Raw genomic sequence first — 16,567 nt, forward strand, 5'->3', positions numbered from 1 at the left:
TCACAATAAAAGATATAGTGAAATATTTAACATTAGAACAAACATCTTTTTAGTTAAATTGTGAAATTTTCATTCTAAAATGAATTGCTTTCTGTATATAATAAGCATATAGAAAGAGGGGAGAAAGTTGAAATCTATAACCTACCATGAACAACAGGACACCAAAAACACAGATATCAATGTCCCAATTTTTGGTTATGAGCTTATTCGCGACATTTTAATTCCCGATATTCTCGGAAAAGATACGCCAGATATTTTGTATTGGGCCGGAAAAAGCTTGGCAAGAAATTTTCCATTAGTAACGACGGAAGAAATAAATGCTTTTTTTACTGAAGCTGGATGGGGAAGTCTAGAATTAGCTGTAATGACAAAAAAAGAAATGAAATTTGAATTATCAGGGCCTATCATTGCAAGAAGAATAGATATGAAAAATGAAGATTCTTTTAAACTAGAGGCTGGTTTTTTAGCAGAACAAATTCAGAACCAAAAGAAAGTCATAACAGAAACGATTGAGGAAGTCCATAAAAAGCAAAAAAAAGTCACTTTTTTATTGCGATGGGATCAAAAAGATACTGTGTAAGGCTTTCAATTGAGTATACAGAAAATGTTTTTTAACCAGACACTAAGCCCACTTTTGTGAAAAACAGGTCATTTCCTTCGATGAACAAAAAACCAAGCAAACTGCTTTTTAACAGTCTTCTTGGTTTTTTTCCTTTTTATGATGGCTGTATACTCAACCCTTTTTCATATATCTTATTACTTAGTCCGAATGCTTCATGCAATACATTCGCAGCTTTCAGCATTTCATTTGCTTCTACAACAGCTGAAATTTTTATTTCCGAAGTACTTACCATTTTCATTTGAATGTGATTACGATCAATAATCTGGAACATTTCTGCTGCTACACCTGGATTTGAAATCATCCCTGAACCAACTATTGATACTTTTGCTAATCCTGTCTCAAACTCCATTTCTTCAAAACCTAATAATGCTTTGTTTTCTTCTAAAACCTGCAATGTCTCTTTTAAGTCATTGTTTTTGATGGAGAAAGATAAATTCGTTCTATCGTGGTTTGTCAAACTTTGAATAATAATATCAACATTGACATGATGAGCAGCAAGCATTGAAAATATAGAAGCTAGATTCATGGATTTATGAGACTTCCAGAATACCGAAATTCTAGTAATATCTTCTTCAAATGCGACTCCACGAACAACTAAATTTTTCTCCATTGATACTTCCTCCTCAATCAAAGTTCCCGGAATATTTTCCATACTTGAGCATACTTCCAGTGGGATAAGATAGTTTTTAGCAAATTCGACTGCACGCGGGTGAAGCACACTCGCTCCAAGATTTGCCAACTCCAGCATTTCATCGTAAGAAACAGAATCTAGTTTGCGAGCTTTTTCAATATAACGAGGATCTGAGGTGAATACACCTGGTACATCCGTACAAATCAAACATTTACTCGCCTTAAATGCCGCAGCAAGTGCAACTGCTGTCGTATCAGAACCGCCTCTTCCAAGTGTTGTAATTTCACCATCCTCCGTCATCCCTTGAAAACCAGCAACGATCACGACCTTATCAAGAGCTAATTGCTCAGCAATTTTTTGTTTCCTCACATCAATGATACGTGCATTGCCATGAATATTTTCGGTCAAAATTCCAGCTTGCCATCCAGTGTAGGAAACGGTTTTGCAGCCTTTTTCCCTTAGAGCAATCGAAAGTAATGAGATAGTTACTTGCTCTCCTGTTGATAGCAGCATATCCATGTCTCGTTTATTAGGAGATTCACTAAGTTCATTTGCTAATGATACTAGCTGATCAGTTGTTTTCCCCATTGCTGAAACAACCGCGATTACTCGGTGCCCATTGTTTTTCGCATCCATAATTTTTTCTGCAGTACGGTTTATTTTTGCAATTGTGCTTACAGAACTTCCTCCAAATTTCATTACTAACAAATCCACTAGCTTGCCCCCTTCTTTTGCAGCACCATCTCAACAAAAATCAAAAAAGCAATGAGATATCATCTCATTGCTGTGAAAACGTAATATAATTACGAAAGACACATTCGTGAGATAGCACTCCAAGACTTGAAACTTGTCTTGACAATCATATACTTTTTCAGCATATGACCAGCAAAAAATGGCATGAGACCATTTTTACTTCGGCGAACATTCCCTTTCAAAGCTCTTCCTAGAAGCTCATTCTTCTCCAAACTTTTACTGATGAAGTTCGCACCTCTACCACCACTTTAACACTCTAAAGTGATTTAATAACTTGGTTATTGAGTTTGAAACAGTATATCATAGAGTTTTTATCTGTGCAATATCAAGATTGTAATCTTTCAAAAAGGGTCTCGGATACTTTTTTTGGTATTCCAAGGGCTTGAAATTCCTCCACTGATGCTGCTTTTAATTTTTTTAAGGAGCCAAAGTGTTTTAATAACTGTTTCTTGCGCTTTGGTCCTATCCCTGGAATATCATCTAAAGTAGAACGGTAAACGCTCTTTCCATGCAGTTGACGATGAAAAGTAATCGCAAATCTGTGTACTTCATCTTGCATCCGCTGCAATAAATAAAAGGCTTGACTGTTGCGTGCCAATGGAATAACCTGCAGCGGATCGCCAAATAAAAGCTGAGAAGTGCGATGCTTTTCATCCTTCGCCAGCCCCGCAACAGGAATATCTAAGCCAAGTTCATTCTCAAGCACATCTTTGGCAGCATCTATTTGTCCTTTGCCGCCATCAATGAGGATTAGGTCTGGAAACGGCAATTTCTCCTGCAGCACCCTTAGGTATCGTCTTCTAATGACTTCACGCATAGATGCGTAATCATCTGGACCAACTACGGTTTTAATTTTATATTTCCGGTACTCTTTTTTCTCCGGTTTCCCATCGATAAATACGACCATAGCTGATACAGGATTTACTCCTTGAATATGAGAGTTATCAAAAATCTCTATTCGATAAGGTGGATAAATAGACAGTACTTCTCCAAGTTTTTCAACAGCTTTAATTGTCCGTTCTTCATCCTTTTCGATTAAAGAAAACTTTTCTGTTAATGCAATATTTGCGTTTTTTTCAGCTAGGCGTACCAATTCTTTTTTTTGTCCAATCTTTGGCTTTACTATTTTTGTTTTTAATAATTGTTCAGCCAATTGTTCATCGGCAGCTTCCGGCAATAAAACTTCCCTCGGTTTAAAATGATTCGCTTGAGAATAAAATTGTCCTAGAAAAGTTAAAAATTCTTCATCTGGTTCTCGATATATTGGGAAAAAGGACACATCTCTTTCAATTAGTTTTCCTTGTCGAATAAAGAAAACTTGCACACACATCCAGCCTTTGTCAATAGCATAGCCAAATACATCTCTATCCGTAAAATCAGTTGATGTCATTGTTTGTTTTTCCATGACTGTTTCAATATGAATGATTTGATCGCGATATTCTTTCGCTTTTTCAAATTCCAACTGGGCAGATGCTTCCTCCATTTTTTTTAATAATGCTTTTTTGATATCTTTGTAGCCGCCGTTTAAAAAGCGCGTAATCTCCTCTAGAATCGTTTTATATGTTTCTGGATTGACTTCATTGATGCATGGTGCTAAACATTGTCCAAGATGATAATAAAGACATACCCGGTCTGGAAGAGCCCTGCATTTCCGTAATGGATATATTCTATCCAGCAGCTTTTTCGTTTCATTCGCCGCTTGAACATTCGGATAAGGGCCAAAATACTTGCCTTTATCTTTTTTTACCGTTCTTGTGATAATAAGTCGGGGATGTCGTTCATTTGTTAATTTAATAAATGGATAACTTTTATCATCCTTCATCATTACATTGTATTTTGGATCGTGTTTTTTTATTAAATTCATTTCTAATATAAGCGCTTCAATATTAGAAGATGTCACAATATATTCAAAATCGGTTATTTCACCAACAAGCCGCTGTGTTTTCCCATCATGTGTTCCTGAAAAATAGGAACGGACTCGATTTCTTAAATTTTTTGCTTTACCTACATAAATAATCGTACCTTGACGATCTTTCATTAAATAACAACCTGGTTGAACAGGCAGCAAGGAGAGCTTCTTTTTGATCATCTCTTTCATTCTCATTACCTCTACCTTTCTTTCCTATCTTCCTGCCTAAAGGGAGCATCTACTTCCTCTTATTATATAACTGGATCGATGCTAGACTCAATGAGAGGCTTTCATTGACTTCCCACCACTTACTTGCTTTAGGAACGTTTGAAGCAGAACAACTTCAGTGATGAGGAAATGAATGAATGATATTATTCGAAGACTTTTCTTTACCAATAATAATTTCTATTTTTATTATACAATTTTATTAAAATAAACAAAAACATTTGTTCTGTTTAGTTGAAGAGAATTCTAGGCAAAACAATTATCAACTATAGGAGAAAACTGCAAATGTTCTTCTTTTTCTTTTCATCAGCTTGTCTCACAATCCGTTTTTTTACTCAAAAAATCCGAGTCAAAAATGACCCGGATTAGATTTTTTTCTATAACGTACTTTAGCTTACATATGTTTCTTCAACAGTTCTGCTAATGCCTCTTTCGGCTGGAAGCCAATTACTTTGTCAACTTCTTTGCCATCTTTCATCACAACTAAAGTCGGGATGCTCATTACACCAAATTTACTAGCGGATTCTTGGTTCTCGTCTACATCCACTTTTACAATCTTCACTTTATCGCCCATTTCTGCTTCTAATTCTTCAAGCACAGGCGCCACCATTTTACAAGGTCCACACCAAGGAGCCCAGAAATCTGTTAATACTAAACCTTTACTTGTTTCAGATTCAAAGCTTTGATCTGTAGCATTTACAATTGCCATATTCACATTCCTCCTAAAAATACTATACATACTACCGACAGTATATCATCGGCAGTTCAATCATGCTAATAATTTGTTTCACTCCATACGATGCCCATTTCTTCGCTCGTTATCACTTTATCTATGTAAAAAAACGACTATAAAGCCGCTCTTTAGGTTATATCATGATCCTTGTGAACTTACTCACCACTTATTGACCTTGCGGTCTGATTGAAGTGGGAGCTTCTTGGGAACTAGATACTTTTGTTAGCTATCTATATTTACCAAGCTATAAGGGCAGTCCCTGCCCCTAGAGAAAATACCAACTACATGGCTAGTTTCAGCAAGTTCATACTTGCATTCACATCCCTGCCAATACAAAATGGTAATGCAAGAGAAAGACTGAGTGTTTGTTACTATCTAATTTCATAGTGCTATCAACTCTCTATTGTATAGACTGATTATAGAACAATATTTTGGCTTACGCCAACCGAAAATTCATCTCCCACTTTCATTGGGCTATACCCTTCACATTTAGAAGTGGGAGAATTCTTTTCGGAAATCAAGTTAAATTTCTCAACTCTTCTGTTAATAATGGCACAACTTCAAATAAATCACCGACAATTCCATAGTCTGCTACATTAAAAATATTTGCCTCTGGGTCTTTATTGATAGCGACAATCACTTTTGAATTTGACATCCCTGCTAGATGTTGAATAGCTCCTGAAATGCCGCATGCAATGTAAAGATCTGGTGTAACAACTTTACCTGTTTGGCCTATTTGCAAAGAATAATCACAATAATCAGCATCACAAGCCCCTCTCGAAGCGCCGATCGCTCCTCCAAGTACAGCAGCAAGCTCTTTTAGAGGTTCAAATCCTTCTGCGCTTTTGACGCCGCGGCCGCCAGCAATAACAACCTTTGCTTCTGATAAGTCAACTCCCTCACTTGCCTTGCGTACAACATCTTTAATGATAGTTCGCAAATCTTTAATATCAACAGATAACGAGCCGATGCCCCCTGTTCGCGATCCATCCTTTTCAAGCGATGCAATGTTATTTGGACGGACAGTTGCAAAAATCGTTCCATCAGCAATCGTATTTTTTTCAAACGCCTTCCCAGAATAAATCGGTCTTGTAAAGATAATCTGTCCATTTGTATTTTCAATTGCAACAGCATCAGAAATTAAGCCTACGTTTAATTTACTGGCAATCTTAGGAGATAGGTCTTTTCCTAATGCAGTATGGCCAAAAATGATTCCATCTGGATTTTCAGAATGAACAACGGCCATAAAAGCTTGGGAAAATCCATCAGAAGTATATTGCTCGAGCTTCTCATTCTCCACTATCACGATGCGATCTGCACCGTAATGAATCATTTCTTCAGCTAAATGAGCTACTTGTTTTCCAATTAATACTCCAACCACTTCTCCATCTTCTGCAACTGTTTTTCCTGCAGCAATCGCTTCAAAAGAAACATTGCGGTGGACTCCATCGCGGATTTCTCCTAACACTAATACTTTTCTTGCCATCGAAATGACCTCCTTATGTGTGTCTTTGTATAGTGTTTTAATATTTAGTGAACTACTCACCACTTAATGACCTTGCGGTCTGATTGAAGTGGGAACTGCTTGGGAACTAGATACTTTTGTTAGCTATCTATATTTACCAAGCTATAAGGGCAGTCCCTGCCCCTAGAGAAGTGTAATGTTATAGGATTACACTTTTCTTACAAACATATCTTTTTTGTAGTTTGATATTGCTTCATCAAACACTTGTCTACGATATTTTACTATCAATACAAGATGGTAATTGTAAGAGAAAGACTGAGTGTTACTATCTAATTTCATAGGGTTATACCCTTCACATTTAGAAGTAGGAGAATTCTTTTCGGAAATCCAGTTAATAAGTAAATTTTTTAATTAATCAACACTTTCTAATGTTATGAAAATAAAGAAGAAAAATAGCTGATATAATGTAATTTAAAAACGATTATCAACGTATATACATTGTTTTATAATACTTTCGCTTCTTTATGCAAAAGCGCTACCAACTCTTTTACTTGTTCTCCAGCCTCGCCTTCCAAGATTCTCCCAGCTTCTTTTTTCGGAGGCATAAATATAGAAACTGTTTTCGTTTTTGCTTCCACTTCTTCTTCTTCTAAATCAAGATCATCAAGTTCTAATTCATCGAGTGGTTTTTTCTTCGCTTTCATGATTCCTGGCAAAGATGGATAGCGTGGTTCATTCAAACCTTGCTGTGCTGTAACCAACAATGGCAAAGAGGTATCAATCGTTTCAGAATCTCCTTCTACATCACGAACAACAGTGGCGCTGCTTCCAGTTATTTTTAAATCTGTAATCGTCGTAACATAAGGAATATCTAGAAGGTCAGCAACACGCGGGCCTACTTGTCCTGAGCCGCCATCAATTGCTACATTTCCTGCAATAATCAAGTCTGCTGCTTGATCTTTTAAATAAGCAGCTAATATTTTTGCAGACGTATATTGATCTCCATCTTCGATGTCATCTTCCGTATTAATAAGAACTGCTTTATCTGCTCCCATCGCAAGCGCTGTTCGAAGTTGCTTTTCTGCTTCTTCATCTCCAACTGAAACAACCGTCACTTCTCCACCATGCTCATCTCTTTGCTGAATAGCCTCTTCGACTGCATATTCATCATAAGGATTAATAATGAATTCAGCGCCATCTTCATTAATTTTGCCATTTTCCACGCTGATCTTTTCTTCAGTATCGAAAGTTCTTTTCATTAAAACAAAAATCTTCATGCTGTTGTCCTCCTGTTCTTAATAAAGTATCCTTTCTAGTTGGGTTTCCAAGGATTTAGGGCTACATCACATCCCCGAAAGAAAATAACTTTTTCTTCATGCATTTTGCAGCCGATATTCTATCGTTCTAGCGAATTAAGTTTTTAATAGCAAATCTTATCCTCTTTTTCAAACGATGAAACTGATCGCCCGCTCAGTTTTAAGATATGGTGATTTTTCGAGGGCTTTCCTCATCCTCCATCGTCCTTGCAATAGATATTCATTTTTTCTTCGTGTGCTGCTGATTCAGAAAACTTTGTTATCCTATTGATTAGAACAAATTGGATTTACTAGGTATAAAAGCTAAAGGAGAGAATAAACCTCCCTTTCGACCTCTCATTATTCTTTCTAGAAAAAAATATTTCTTCGATTATCTTCCTTTTGGGGAGAGGAGTTTGACTTGCAAGTTAGCCCTATGATAAAACGTTTTCAAATTAGCTACCAACAAAATTTGGCGATCTTTTTTCAATAAATGCTTGAATGCCCTCTTTTGCGTCTTCAGAAAGAAAAACTTCTCCAAATAGTTGCATTTCTCGATTCATTCCTTGATAAAATGAATTTGATTTTCCATAGTTTAGCAGTTCAATAACAGCTCGCAAGGAAGCTGGACTTTTTTCAGCGATTCGATTGGCAAGCATTTTTGCTTTTTCCATTAATACTTCTTCTGGATAAGCATGATTGACCAATCCCCACTGTACTGCTTGTTTTCCTGTTATCGGTTCACCTGTAAACATCATCTCAGCCGCTTTGGCGCTGCCTACATACCTCGGAAGCCTTTGCGTTCCGCCAAATCCTGGGATGAGTCCTAGCTGTAGTTCCGGAAGCCCTAATTGGGCATTCTCACTTGCCAAACGAAGATGACAACTCATCGCAAGTTCTAAACCGCCGCCTAAAGCCGCACCATGTATGACAGCAATAACAGGTTTCGGAAATGTTTCAATGCGTTCAAAAAGCTTTTGGCCCTTTTCAGACATAGAAGAAGAATCACCGCTATTTTGAATGGATGTAAATTCTTTAATATCTGCACCTGCGGAAAAGAACTTTCCTTCTCCATACAGAAGTACAACTCGAATGTCTTTAGCGGTTTCAACTTGATCAAGCGCATCCGACAGCGCTGTCAATAAATCATTTGACAGCGCATTAGCCGGTGGACGCTGCAGCGAAATTAAGCCAACTTTCTTTTCATTTGCTACTGTTAAAGAAGTCATTTTGCTGCTTCCCTCCTGCATATTTCCTTTATTTCTTTCCACATCCATTAATGAGCAAATGATGAACAGCAGGCGCTAGGGATACTAAATCATACTTTTGTTCATTCATTACCCAGCTTGTTACGGTCTCATCAATGGTTCCAAAGATCATTTGCCTCGTAAGACGGATATCTAACTGAGAGGCGAATTCTCCTCTTTTAATCCCATAACGTATGATTTCGTCGATTAAAATTAAATATCCTTTTAACACTTCATTAATTTTTAAACGCAATTGTTTATTCGATTGTCTTAACTCTAACTGTGTTACAATGGCCAAATGACGATCGTTGGAAAATGTAAAGAAATGATTTTGCACTAAGATGAACAATTTCTCTGCTGCCGTCTCTTTTTGTTCAATCGCCTTGGCTAGCTTCTTAATGAAAGCTCCCATTTTCTCTTGAAACAACGAAATCAAAATATCTTCTTTATTTTTAAAATAGAGATAGATTGTTCCATCAGCAACACCAGCTTGTTTAGCAATTTTCGCTACTTGTGCTTGATGATAGCCATTTTCAGCAATAATAATGACGGCTGCATCAATAATCTGTCCATACTTTGGTCTATTTCTCTTCAATGGGCTACCACCTACCAGTTTCACTTCTGAAATGAATGATTGTTCATTCATATCTCTATCATATAGATTATATTTTTTTCTGTCAAGATGGAAGTTTTTTTCTAGCCAAGCCTTTGTCTTTCTTCTTCCACTAGTGTGCGGCGAAGAATTTTTCCAACAGCTGTTTTCGGCAATTCATCCCGAAATTCGTATATCCTTGGGATTTTATATGCTGCTAAATATTTGCGTGTATATGCTTCAAGCTCTTTTTCTGTAACGCTTGCATTCTTTTTTAAAACGATATAGGCTTTCACGGTCTCTCCCCTATATGGATCAGGCACTCCTGCAACAACAGCCTCTTGAATCGCTTCATGCTCATAGAGAACTTCTTCAATCTCCCGTGGATAAATGTTGAAGCCGCCCGCAATAATCATGTCCTTCTTGCGATCAACAATATAAAAATAGCCATTTTCGTCCATATATCCTAGGTCACCTGTTCGCAGCCAGCCATCCTTTAATACCTCTTCCGTATCTTTAGGACGATTCCAATATCCGCGCATGACTTGCGGCCCTTTAACTGCCAGTTCTCCAATTTCTCCAGACGGCAAAGGTTCACCAGTTTCTAAGGAAAGAATCTGAGCATCGGTATCGGGCCAAGGAACACCAATACTTCCTTTCACGCTTTCTTTATCCCAAAGAAAATTAGCGTGCGTAACCGGCGATGATTCTGTAAGTCCATAGCCCTCCACTAATTTGCCCCCGGTTAGTTTTTCAAATTTTTGCTGCACCTCAACAGGCAGCGAAGCAGATCCACTAATGCATGATGCAACAGAAGATAGATCATATTTGTGGACATCGGGATGATTAATCAAGCCAATATAAATAGTAGGCGCACCTGGAAATACTGTTGGGCGTTTTTTATGAATCACTTTCAGTGTTGTCTCGGCATCAAATTTTGGCAGCAATATCATCTTATATCCTTGCATCACAGATAAAATGAGAACAGCTGTCATTCCGTAAACATGGAACAGTGGAAGCAGCCCTAATACGACTTCTTCACCTTTTTTGCACCTATAAAGCCAAGCATCGCACATTGTTGCATTGGCCACTAAATTTTTATGAGAAAGCATAACGCCTTTTGGAAATCCCGTCGTTCCTCCTGTATACTGCAGCAAGGCAATATCTTCTTCAAAGTTGAAATCAATCACTGGTTGTTTCGCATCGGATGTTTCCATAATCGTTTTGAAGCGATGGTTCTCTCCCTCATGTTTCACTTGAACAACAATTCCTGTTTGTTTCTTTTGAACAAAGGGATAGATAAGGTTTTTTGGGAAAGGTAAATAATCTTTGATAGCGGTTACAATGATGTGTTTTAATGATGTTTTTCCTTTGACTTTAGATACTCTCGGATAGAGAACATCAAGTGTTACGATAACTTTTGTACCAGAGTCACTCATTTGATATTCAAGCTCTCGCTCTGTATAAAGTGGATTAGTTTGTACGACAGTGCCTCCAGCATATAAAGTGCCATAATAGCTAATAACTGCTTGCGGTGAGTTGGGCAACATAATTGCTACACGATCGCCTTTTTTAATACCCAAGCTTTTAAGATAATTGGCAAATTTTAATGCAGATTGATATAATGCTTGATAAGTAATTTCCTTATCCATAAAATCAATGGCGCATTTTTGCGGATATTTCTCAGCTGCTTCGGTTAAAAAAGATTGTACTGGTTTTGCTTCATAATTCATTGCAACAGGAATAGTTTCTGGATATTGTGATATCCATGGTCTGGCCTTCATAGAATCCCCCTTTCCATGCTGGAACTATTAAAAAAATTTCCACTTCTTCCACTATTATATTATATTGTTTGTTTTGTTACAATCTGAAAAGTTTTTAATATTAAATCGATACTTTTATTGAAGGTTTTTCAAATTGATATAAGAAGATCTTGAGTGATGTGTCCTCGAAAAAGAAAACATTTTTTCTTCGTACGATAAAGCTTCATTATTCAGTCGACTCCAAATAATCGGACATATACTATTGAGAGGTAAAGGATCAAAGAAAAGATAGACTTGCAATGAGATGTAGGATAAAAAGAGGCAGGATTGATATCTCCTGCCTGCCAAATGTTTTAAGTGAAAAAAAACATATAAATAGTACCAACAAGTACAAATAAAATGCTAAATGCAATTAACCACTTTGCTAATTTTTCCACAATCATCTCTCCCTATGCAATTCCAGCGCCAATTACATATGACAATCCGACAGAAATGACTAAAGAAATAAAACCAACAGCACGATTGTCATTTTCAATTTCAACATCAATTTTAAACTTAGGGGTTAAAAACTCGAAAGTAAAATAACCGATCAAAAGCAAAATAAATCCAAACACACCCCAGCCAATCATTGTAAGTAGCGTATCATGGTGCATGATAGAATGTCTAAAAATATTAGCAATCCCAAAAATCTTCCCGCCTGTAGCCATAGCAACAGCAAGATTGCCATTTTTTATTTCATCCCAGTTCCGATATTTTGTTACAATTTCAAAAACAACGAGAAAGACGATGATGCATAATATAACGACACTGTAATATCCAGCTGTTTGTACAAATGGGTTTTCCCAAAAAGCATCCATCTTTATCCTACTCCTTTGCAAAGAATTTCTCTTAGCCCTGTGAAGGCATCGCTTCATCCTAACAACAAGCTTTTTTGATCCAGTTTCATAGTCCAATAAAGAAGCAGAGTCTTTATTGTAGGTGATTCATTATCGTTCAAGAATCGAGTTTCTGAATCTAAGCTCTTCCAATCAGGTGCCCGTTCACTCGGAGCAAAAACGGACGATATATTTCCGCTTTTCAGATAGCCCATGCTTTTTTAGTGAACCATTTGAATGAAAAAGGTTACTCCAAAATGGCAGCCTTACGAGGCCTCGATGCCCAAATTATTTTTATGCTCGGAAAACATACTACTTGAATTCAACAACAGTAACGCCACTTCCACCTTCCCCAGCTTCGCCAAGCCGAGTTCTTTTCACGGCACGATGCTTTTTCAAGTATTCATGCACCCCTTGTCTTAATGCGCCTGTTCCTTTTCCATGAATAATAGAAACGCGGGGATAGCCTGCGAGTAGAGCGTCATCAATATACTTTTCAACCCTTAAAATTGCATCTTCATATCTTTCTCCACGTAAATCAAGTTCAAGATTAACATGATAATTCTTTCCTTTAACGGTTGTTAGCGGCTTTGGCTCCAATTTTCTCTCTGTTTGTAAAAAGGAAAGATCTGATTCCTTTACTTTCACTTTCATCATCCCAATTTGCACTTGCCATTCGTCGCTTCCCACTTTTTCAAGCAATTGTCCCTTTTGATCCAGTGTGCTTACCTTTACTTCATCTCCAGGCTGCAGTACACGTTGTTTAGCCGGTTGACGAATAACTGTCTTTTTTAAATGATAGTCAGGAACCGCTTCGTTCAGACGATGCTTTGCATCAATCAACTCATGTTCTTTAACATTTACTCTTTTTTCTATTTGCATTTTCCGCAGCTCTCGTATAATATCATCCGCTTCTACTTTGGCATTTTCAATTACTGATGCTGCTTTTTGCTTTGCCTTTGCCAATAATGCTTCTTCGTGTTCATAAAATTGCTGCATTTTTTGCTGAAGGTCTTTATGCAATTGTTCAGCCTGTTTGCGAAATGCACGTGCATCAGCAAATTCTCTTTCAGCAGAACGTTTGTTTTTCTCTAATGAAGCAATTAATTGGTCAACTTCATTGCTTTTTATACCAATATGTGCTTTTGCCCGTTCAATTACTGTTTCTCCAAGACCAAGGCGCTTGGAAATCTCAAACGCATTACTCCTCCCTGGCACACCAATTAAAAGTTTGTATGTTGGACTTAACGTTTCTACATCAAATTCAACGCTGGCATTCGTTACACCTTCACGATGATATCCATATGCCTTCAATTCAGGATAATGTGTAGTAGCAATAATCCGCGCACCGCGCTGATGGACTTCGTCTAGTATTGCAATCGCAAGCGCTGCTCCTTCCTGAGGATCAGTTCCTGCTCCCAATTCGTCAAATAGTACTAAGCTTTCGTGATCGACAGCTTGTAAAATATCAACAATGGTTACCATATGTGAGGAGAAAGTACTTAAACTTTGCTCAATTGATTGTTCATCGCCTATATCAGCAAATACTTGCTTAAAAACAGCCAGCTCTGAACCGTCTAATGCAGGGATTTGCAGGCCTGCTTGAGCCATTAATGTACAAAGCCCAAGCGTTTTAAGTGTAATAGTCTTTCCTCCAGTATTTGGACCAGTAATAACAAGCGTTGTAAATTCGTCTCCCAACATCATATCATTTGCTACAGCTTTATCAATAGGGAGCAAAGGGTGGCGTGCTTTATTTAAACGAATAACTCCTTTATTATTCATTATTGGTTTAGAGGCTTTTAAAGCTTTTCCGTAGCGTGCTTTTGCAAATATAAAATCAAGAGAACCGAGCGTTTCTACGATCAGCAGTAAATCATCGGCAGATTCAGCTACATATCCTGAAAGCACAATGAGAATTCTTTCAATCTCTTCTCTTTCTTTTAAATGATAAGCTCGCAATTGATTGTTTAAATCAACTACAGCTTGCGGTTCGATAAAAAGAGTTTGGCCAGAAGAAGATTGGTCGTGTATAATCCCACCATAATGAGCTCGGTATTCTTGTTTAACCGGAATAACATAACGGTCGTTTCGAATCGTTATGATTGCATCTGACAACATTTTCTGGGCATTTTTCCCTCTCATAAAGCTCTCTAGCTTCTCTCTTACTCTTGCCTCACTCGTACGTAGCTGTTGGCGTATTTGCCGAAGGGCATCACTTGCATGATCAGATACTTCACAGTTTTCATGAATCGCATTCATAATTTGCTGTTCTAATGAAGAGAGGGATGCGAGCTGTTCCGCTTTCTTTTGTAAAATTGGCAAAGTTGCTTCCGCTTCTAACAAACGCTCAATAAATCGCTTCATTGTGCGCGAAGTACGAAGGGTGGAAGATATTTCGTTCAATTCATTTGGATTCAATACACCGCCGATAAGCGATCGTTTAATATGCGCCCGAATATCGAAAATGCCGCTGAGAGGAGCAGTCCCTTTTAAACGGATTACATGAGCAGCTTCATCTGTTTCTGCTTGCCAATGGACAGCATCTTCGAAGCTAGCCGACGGCTGAAGCGCTTGTACTTTATCTGCTCCAAGTGTTGAAGTAGTATATTGTTTTAATTGTTCTTTAATTTTATCAAATTCTAATGTTTTTAACACATTGTCTAGCATCTGTATTGTTTTTCAGCTCCTTTTGGGCTTGTTTCTGTTTAAAAAAGCGAACAATGCAGATGGCGGCATCGCATTTAAGACATATTTTTTTTGGAGCCACCCTTTTCGAGCTGCACTGACGCCGATCCCCATTAAAGAGAGGCTTTTCATATGATGTGCATCTGTATTAATTGCAATATAAACGCCGGCCTCCTGTGCTTTCTTAATATTGTCGGCTGCTAAATCAAGCCGGTTCGGATTCGCATTTAATTCGAGTGCTGTATTCGTTTCTTTTGCCAGCTTTATCAGCAAATCTATGTCAACATCATAGCCATCTCTTCGGCCAAGCAAACGGCCTGTAGGATGTGCAATCATATCAACGTAAGGATTTTTTAACGCATTTGTTAAACGTTCCATTATTTTAGCTTGCGGCTGAGAAAAACTTGAATGGATTGATGCGATGACAAAATCCATTTCTTGTAAAAGTTCATCATCATAATCTAGCGATCCATCAGGCAAAATATCCATCTCTATCCCAGAAAGGATGAATATATCGTCATATTTTTCATTTAGCTCTTTAATGACGTCATTTTGTTTTCGAAGCCGTTCTTCCGTTAATCCATTTGCAACCTTTAAGTATTGGGAATGATCGGTAATGGCCATATATTGATAGCCTTTTTTTCGACATGCCTCCACCATTTCCTCTAAAGAATGGGCTCCATCTGACCAAGTCGTATGCATATGGAGATCCCCTTTAATATCGTCTAGTGCAATCAAATCAACTTCCTTATGAGAGATGAAAAAATCAACTTCTTTTCCATCTTCCCTTATCTCAGCTGGAATAAATGGCAGACCAAAATGATGGAAGAAATCAGTTTCCGTATCAAACGTTAATATTTCACCTGTATCTTGTACTTCGACCCCATATTCACTTATTTTTTCCCCGCGTTCTTTCGCTAGCTGTCTTATTCTGACGTTATGATCCTTTGATCCAGTAAAATGATGTAAAGCAGTAGCAAATTCATGCGGTTTCACGAGCCTAAAATCGACTGAGACAGCATTTGGATCATCAAGTGTGATCGTAATTTTTGTGTTTCCGCTTGCAACAGCTGCTTTTGTTCCATTTAGTTTTAACAAATGCTCCTTCACAACACTAGGATGATTTGTTGCAATCATGTAATCAAGATCCTTCATTGTCTCGCGCAATCTCCGCAAGCTGCCAGCGCGTGAAAAATTCGTAATTTCTTTGCTTAAAGCTAGATGTGCTTCAATTGTTTCAGCGATGGAAAGCATATAAGCAACTGGCAGACGTTCTGGCCGTACGCCAAGCTGTTGGATGGAACGGAGAATATTTTCTTGTGTTTTGCTGCCAAAGCCTTTTAATGTAGCTACTTTCCCCATTTCACATGCCTCTTGCAAAGAAGCAACATCTTTCACTCCTAATGATTGATACAGCTTAGCAATTTTTTTGCCGCCAAGTCCTGGCAACTGTAAAAGCGGGATCAATCCTTTAGGGACTTCCTGCTGAAGTTCTTGCAGCACAGTAGATGTGCCTTTATCTATAAATTCTATCATCACAGCATTGGTGCCCTTTCCAATACCAGGAATTTCTGTAAACGATTCTATTTCACTTAAGCTGCGATCATCCCTTTCTAAAGCAGCAGCTGCTTTCCGAAAAGCAGCAATCTTAAAGGGATTCTCTCCTTTTAACTCCATATAAATTGCTATTTGTTCTAATAAACGAATAATGTCTTTCTTATGAATATCCATTTCCCCCACCAATCTGCCCTTTTTAGCAATTAGCACGC

Annotated in this window: 12 protein-coding genes, 1 pseudogene and 1 riboswitch; of the genes and pseudogenes, 1 reads left to right on the forward strand and 12 read right to left on the reverse strand. The window is 37.8% G+C overall.

Annotated elements, in window-relative coordinates; genetic code table 11:
* Positions 1-127: 127 nt before the first annotated feature.
* Positions 128-580, forward strand: a complete 453-nt coding sequence (locus J2S08_RS01565) for a YslB family protein (protein WP_307225988.1) — start codon at positions 128-130, stop codon at positions 578-580.
* A gap of 136 nt (positions 581-716) precedes the next feature.
* Here J2S08_RS01565 and J2S08_RS01570 read toward each other — a convergent pair whose 3' ends face one another.
* The 12 genes and pseudogenes from J2S08_RS01570 to polX all read right to left on the reverse strand — a co-directional run bounded on the left by J2S08_RS01570 (position 717) and on the right by polX (position 16,529).
* Positions 717-1,967, reverse strand: coding sequence for an aspartate kinase (locus J2S08_RS01570; protein WP_307225990.1), 1,251 nt, complete (start codon positions 1,965-1,967; stop codon positions 717-719).
* A 104-nt stretch (positions 1,968-2,071) separates the two neighbouring features.
* Positions 2,072-2,254: riboswitch (Lysine riboswitch) on the reverse strand.
* Positions 2,255-2,331: 77 nt separating this feature from the next.
* Positions 2,332-4,104 carry an excinuclease ABC subunit UvrC gene (gene uvrC, locus J2S08_RS01575; RefSeq protein WP_307225992.1) on the reverse strand — a complete coding sequence of 591 codons (1,773 nt, stop codon included), beginning with the start codon at positions 4,102-4,104 and terminating at the stop codon, positions 2,332-2,334.
* Positions 4,105-4,534: 430 nt separating this feature from the next.
* On the reverse strand, positions 4,535-4,849 hold the full coding sequence (gene trxA, locus J2S08_RS01580; protein ID WP_307225994.1) for a thioredoxin: 315 nt from the start codon (positions 4,847-4,849) through the stop codon (positions 4,535-4,537).
* A gap of 541 nt (positions 4,850-5,390) precedes the next feature.
* A complete protein-coding gene (locus J2S08_RS01585) occupies positions 5,391-6,359 on the reverse strand; it encodes an electron transfer flavoprotein subunit alpha/FixB family protein (RefSeq protein ID WP_307225996.1) in 969 nt (322 codons plus the stop codon).
* Positions 6,360-6,548: 189 nt separating this feature from the next.
* Positions 6,549-6,677: pseudogene (locus J2S08_RS01590) on the reverse strand (transposase); the annotation flags it as partial.
* A 164-nt stretch (positions 6,678-6,841) separates the two neighbouring features.
* The gene (locus tag J2S08_RS01595) at positions 6,842-7,615 is read right to left on the reverse strand and encodes an electron transfer flavoprotein subunit beta/FixA family protein (RefSeq protein WP_307225998.1); all 774 of its coding nucleotides are present in this window, start codon (positions 7,613-7,615) and stop codon (positions 6,842-6,844) included.
* A 473-nt stretch (positions 7,616-8,088) separates the two neighbouring features.
* Complete coding sequence (locus J2S08_RS01600) at positions 8,089-8,862, reverse strand: enoyl-CoA hydratase (RefSeq protein WP_307226000.1); 774 nt, start codon at positions 8,860-8,862, stop codon at positions 8,089-8,091.
* A 28-nt stretch (positions 8,863-8,890) separates the two neighbouring features.
* Entirely contained in the window at positions 8,891-9,475 is a 585-nt protein-coding gene (locus J2S08_RS01605) for a TetR/AcrR family transcriptional regulator (protein WP_307226002.1), read from the reverse strand.
* Between the two features lie 101 nt (positions 9,476-9,576).
* Complete coding sequence (locus J2S08_RS01610; protein WP_307226004.1) at positions 9,577-11,256, reverse strand: long-chain-fatty-acid--CoA ligase; 1,680 nt, start codon at positions 11,254-11,256, stop codon at positions 9,577-9,579.
* 428 nt (positions 11,257-11,684) lie between these two features.
* Positions 11,685-12,092 (reverse strand): DUF350 domain-containing protein, encoded by a 408-nt coding sequence (locus J2S08_RS01615; protein WP_307226007.1) that lies wholly within the window; start codon positions 12,090-12,092, stop codon positions 11,685-11,687.
* A gap of 330 nt (positions 12,093-12,422) precedes the next feature.
* Complete coding sequence (locus tag J2S08_RS01620) at positions 12,423-14,780, reverse strand: endonuclease MutS2 (protein ID WP_307226009.1); 2,358 nt, start codon at positions 14,778-14,780, stop codon at positions 12,423-12,425.
* A gap of 12 nt (positions 14,781-14,792) precedes the next feature.
* Positions 14,793-16,529 carry a DNA polymerase/3'-5' exonuclease PolX gene (polX, locus tag J2S08_RS01625; RefSeq protein ID WP_307226145.1) on the reverse strand — a complete coding sequence of 579 codons (1,737 nt, stop codon included), beginning with the start codon at positions 16,527-16,529 and terminating at the stop codon, positions 14,793-14,795.
* Between the last annotated feature and the right edge of the window lie 38 nt (positions 16,530-16,567).

It is taken from the genome of Bacillus chungangensis, from assembly GCF_030812995.1.
Classification (GTDB): domain Bacteria; phylum Bacillota; class Bacilli; order Bacillales; family Bacillaceae_C; genus Bacillus_CF; species Bacillus_CF chungangensis.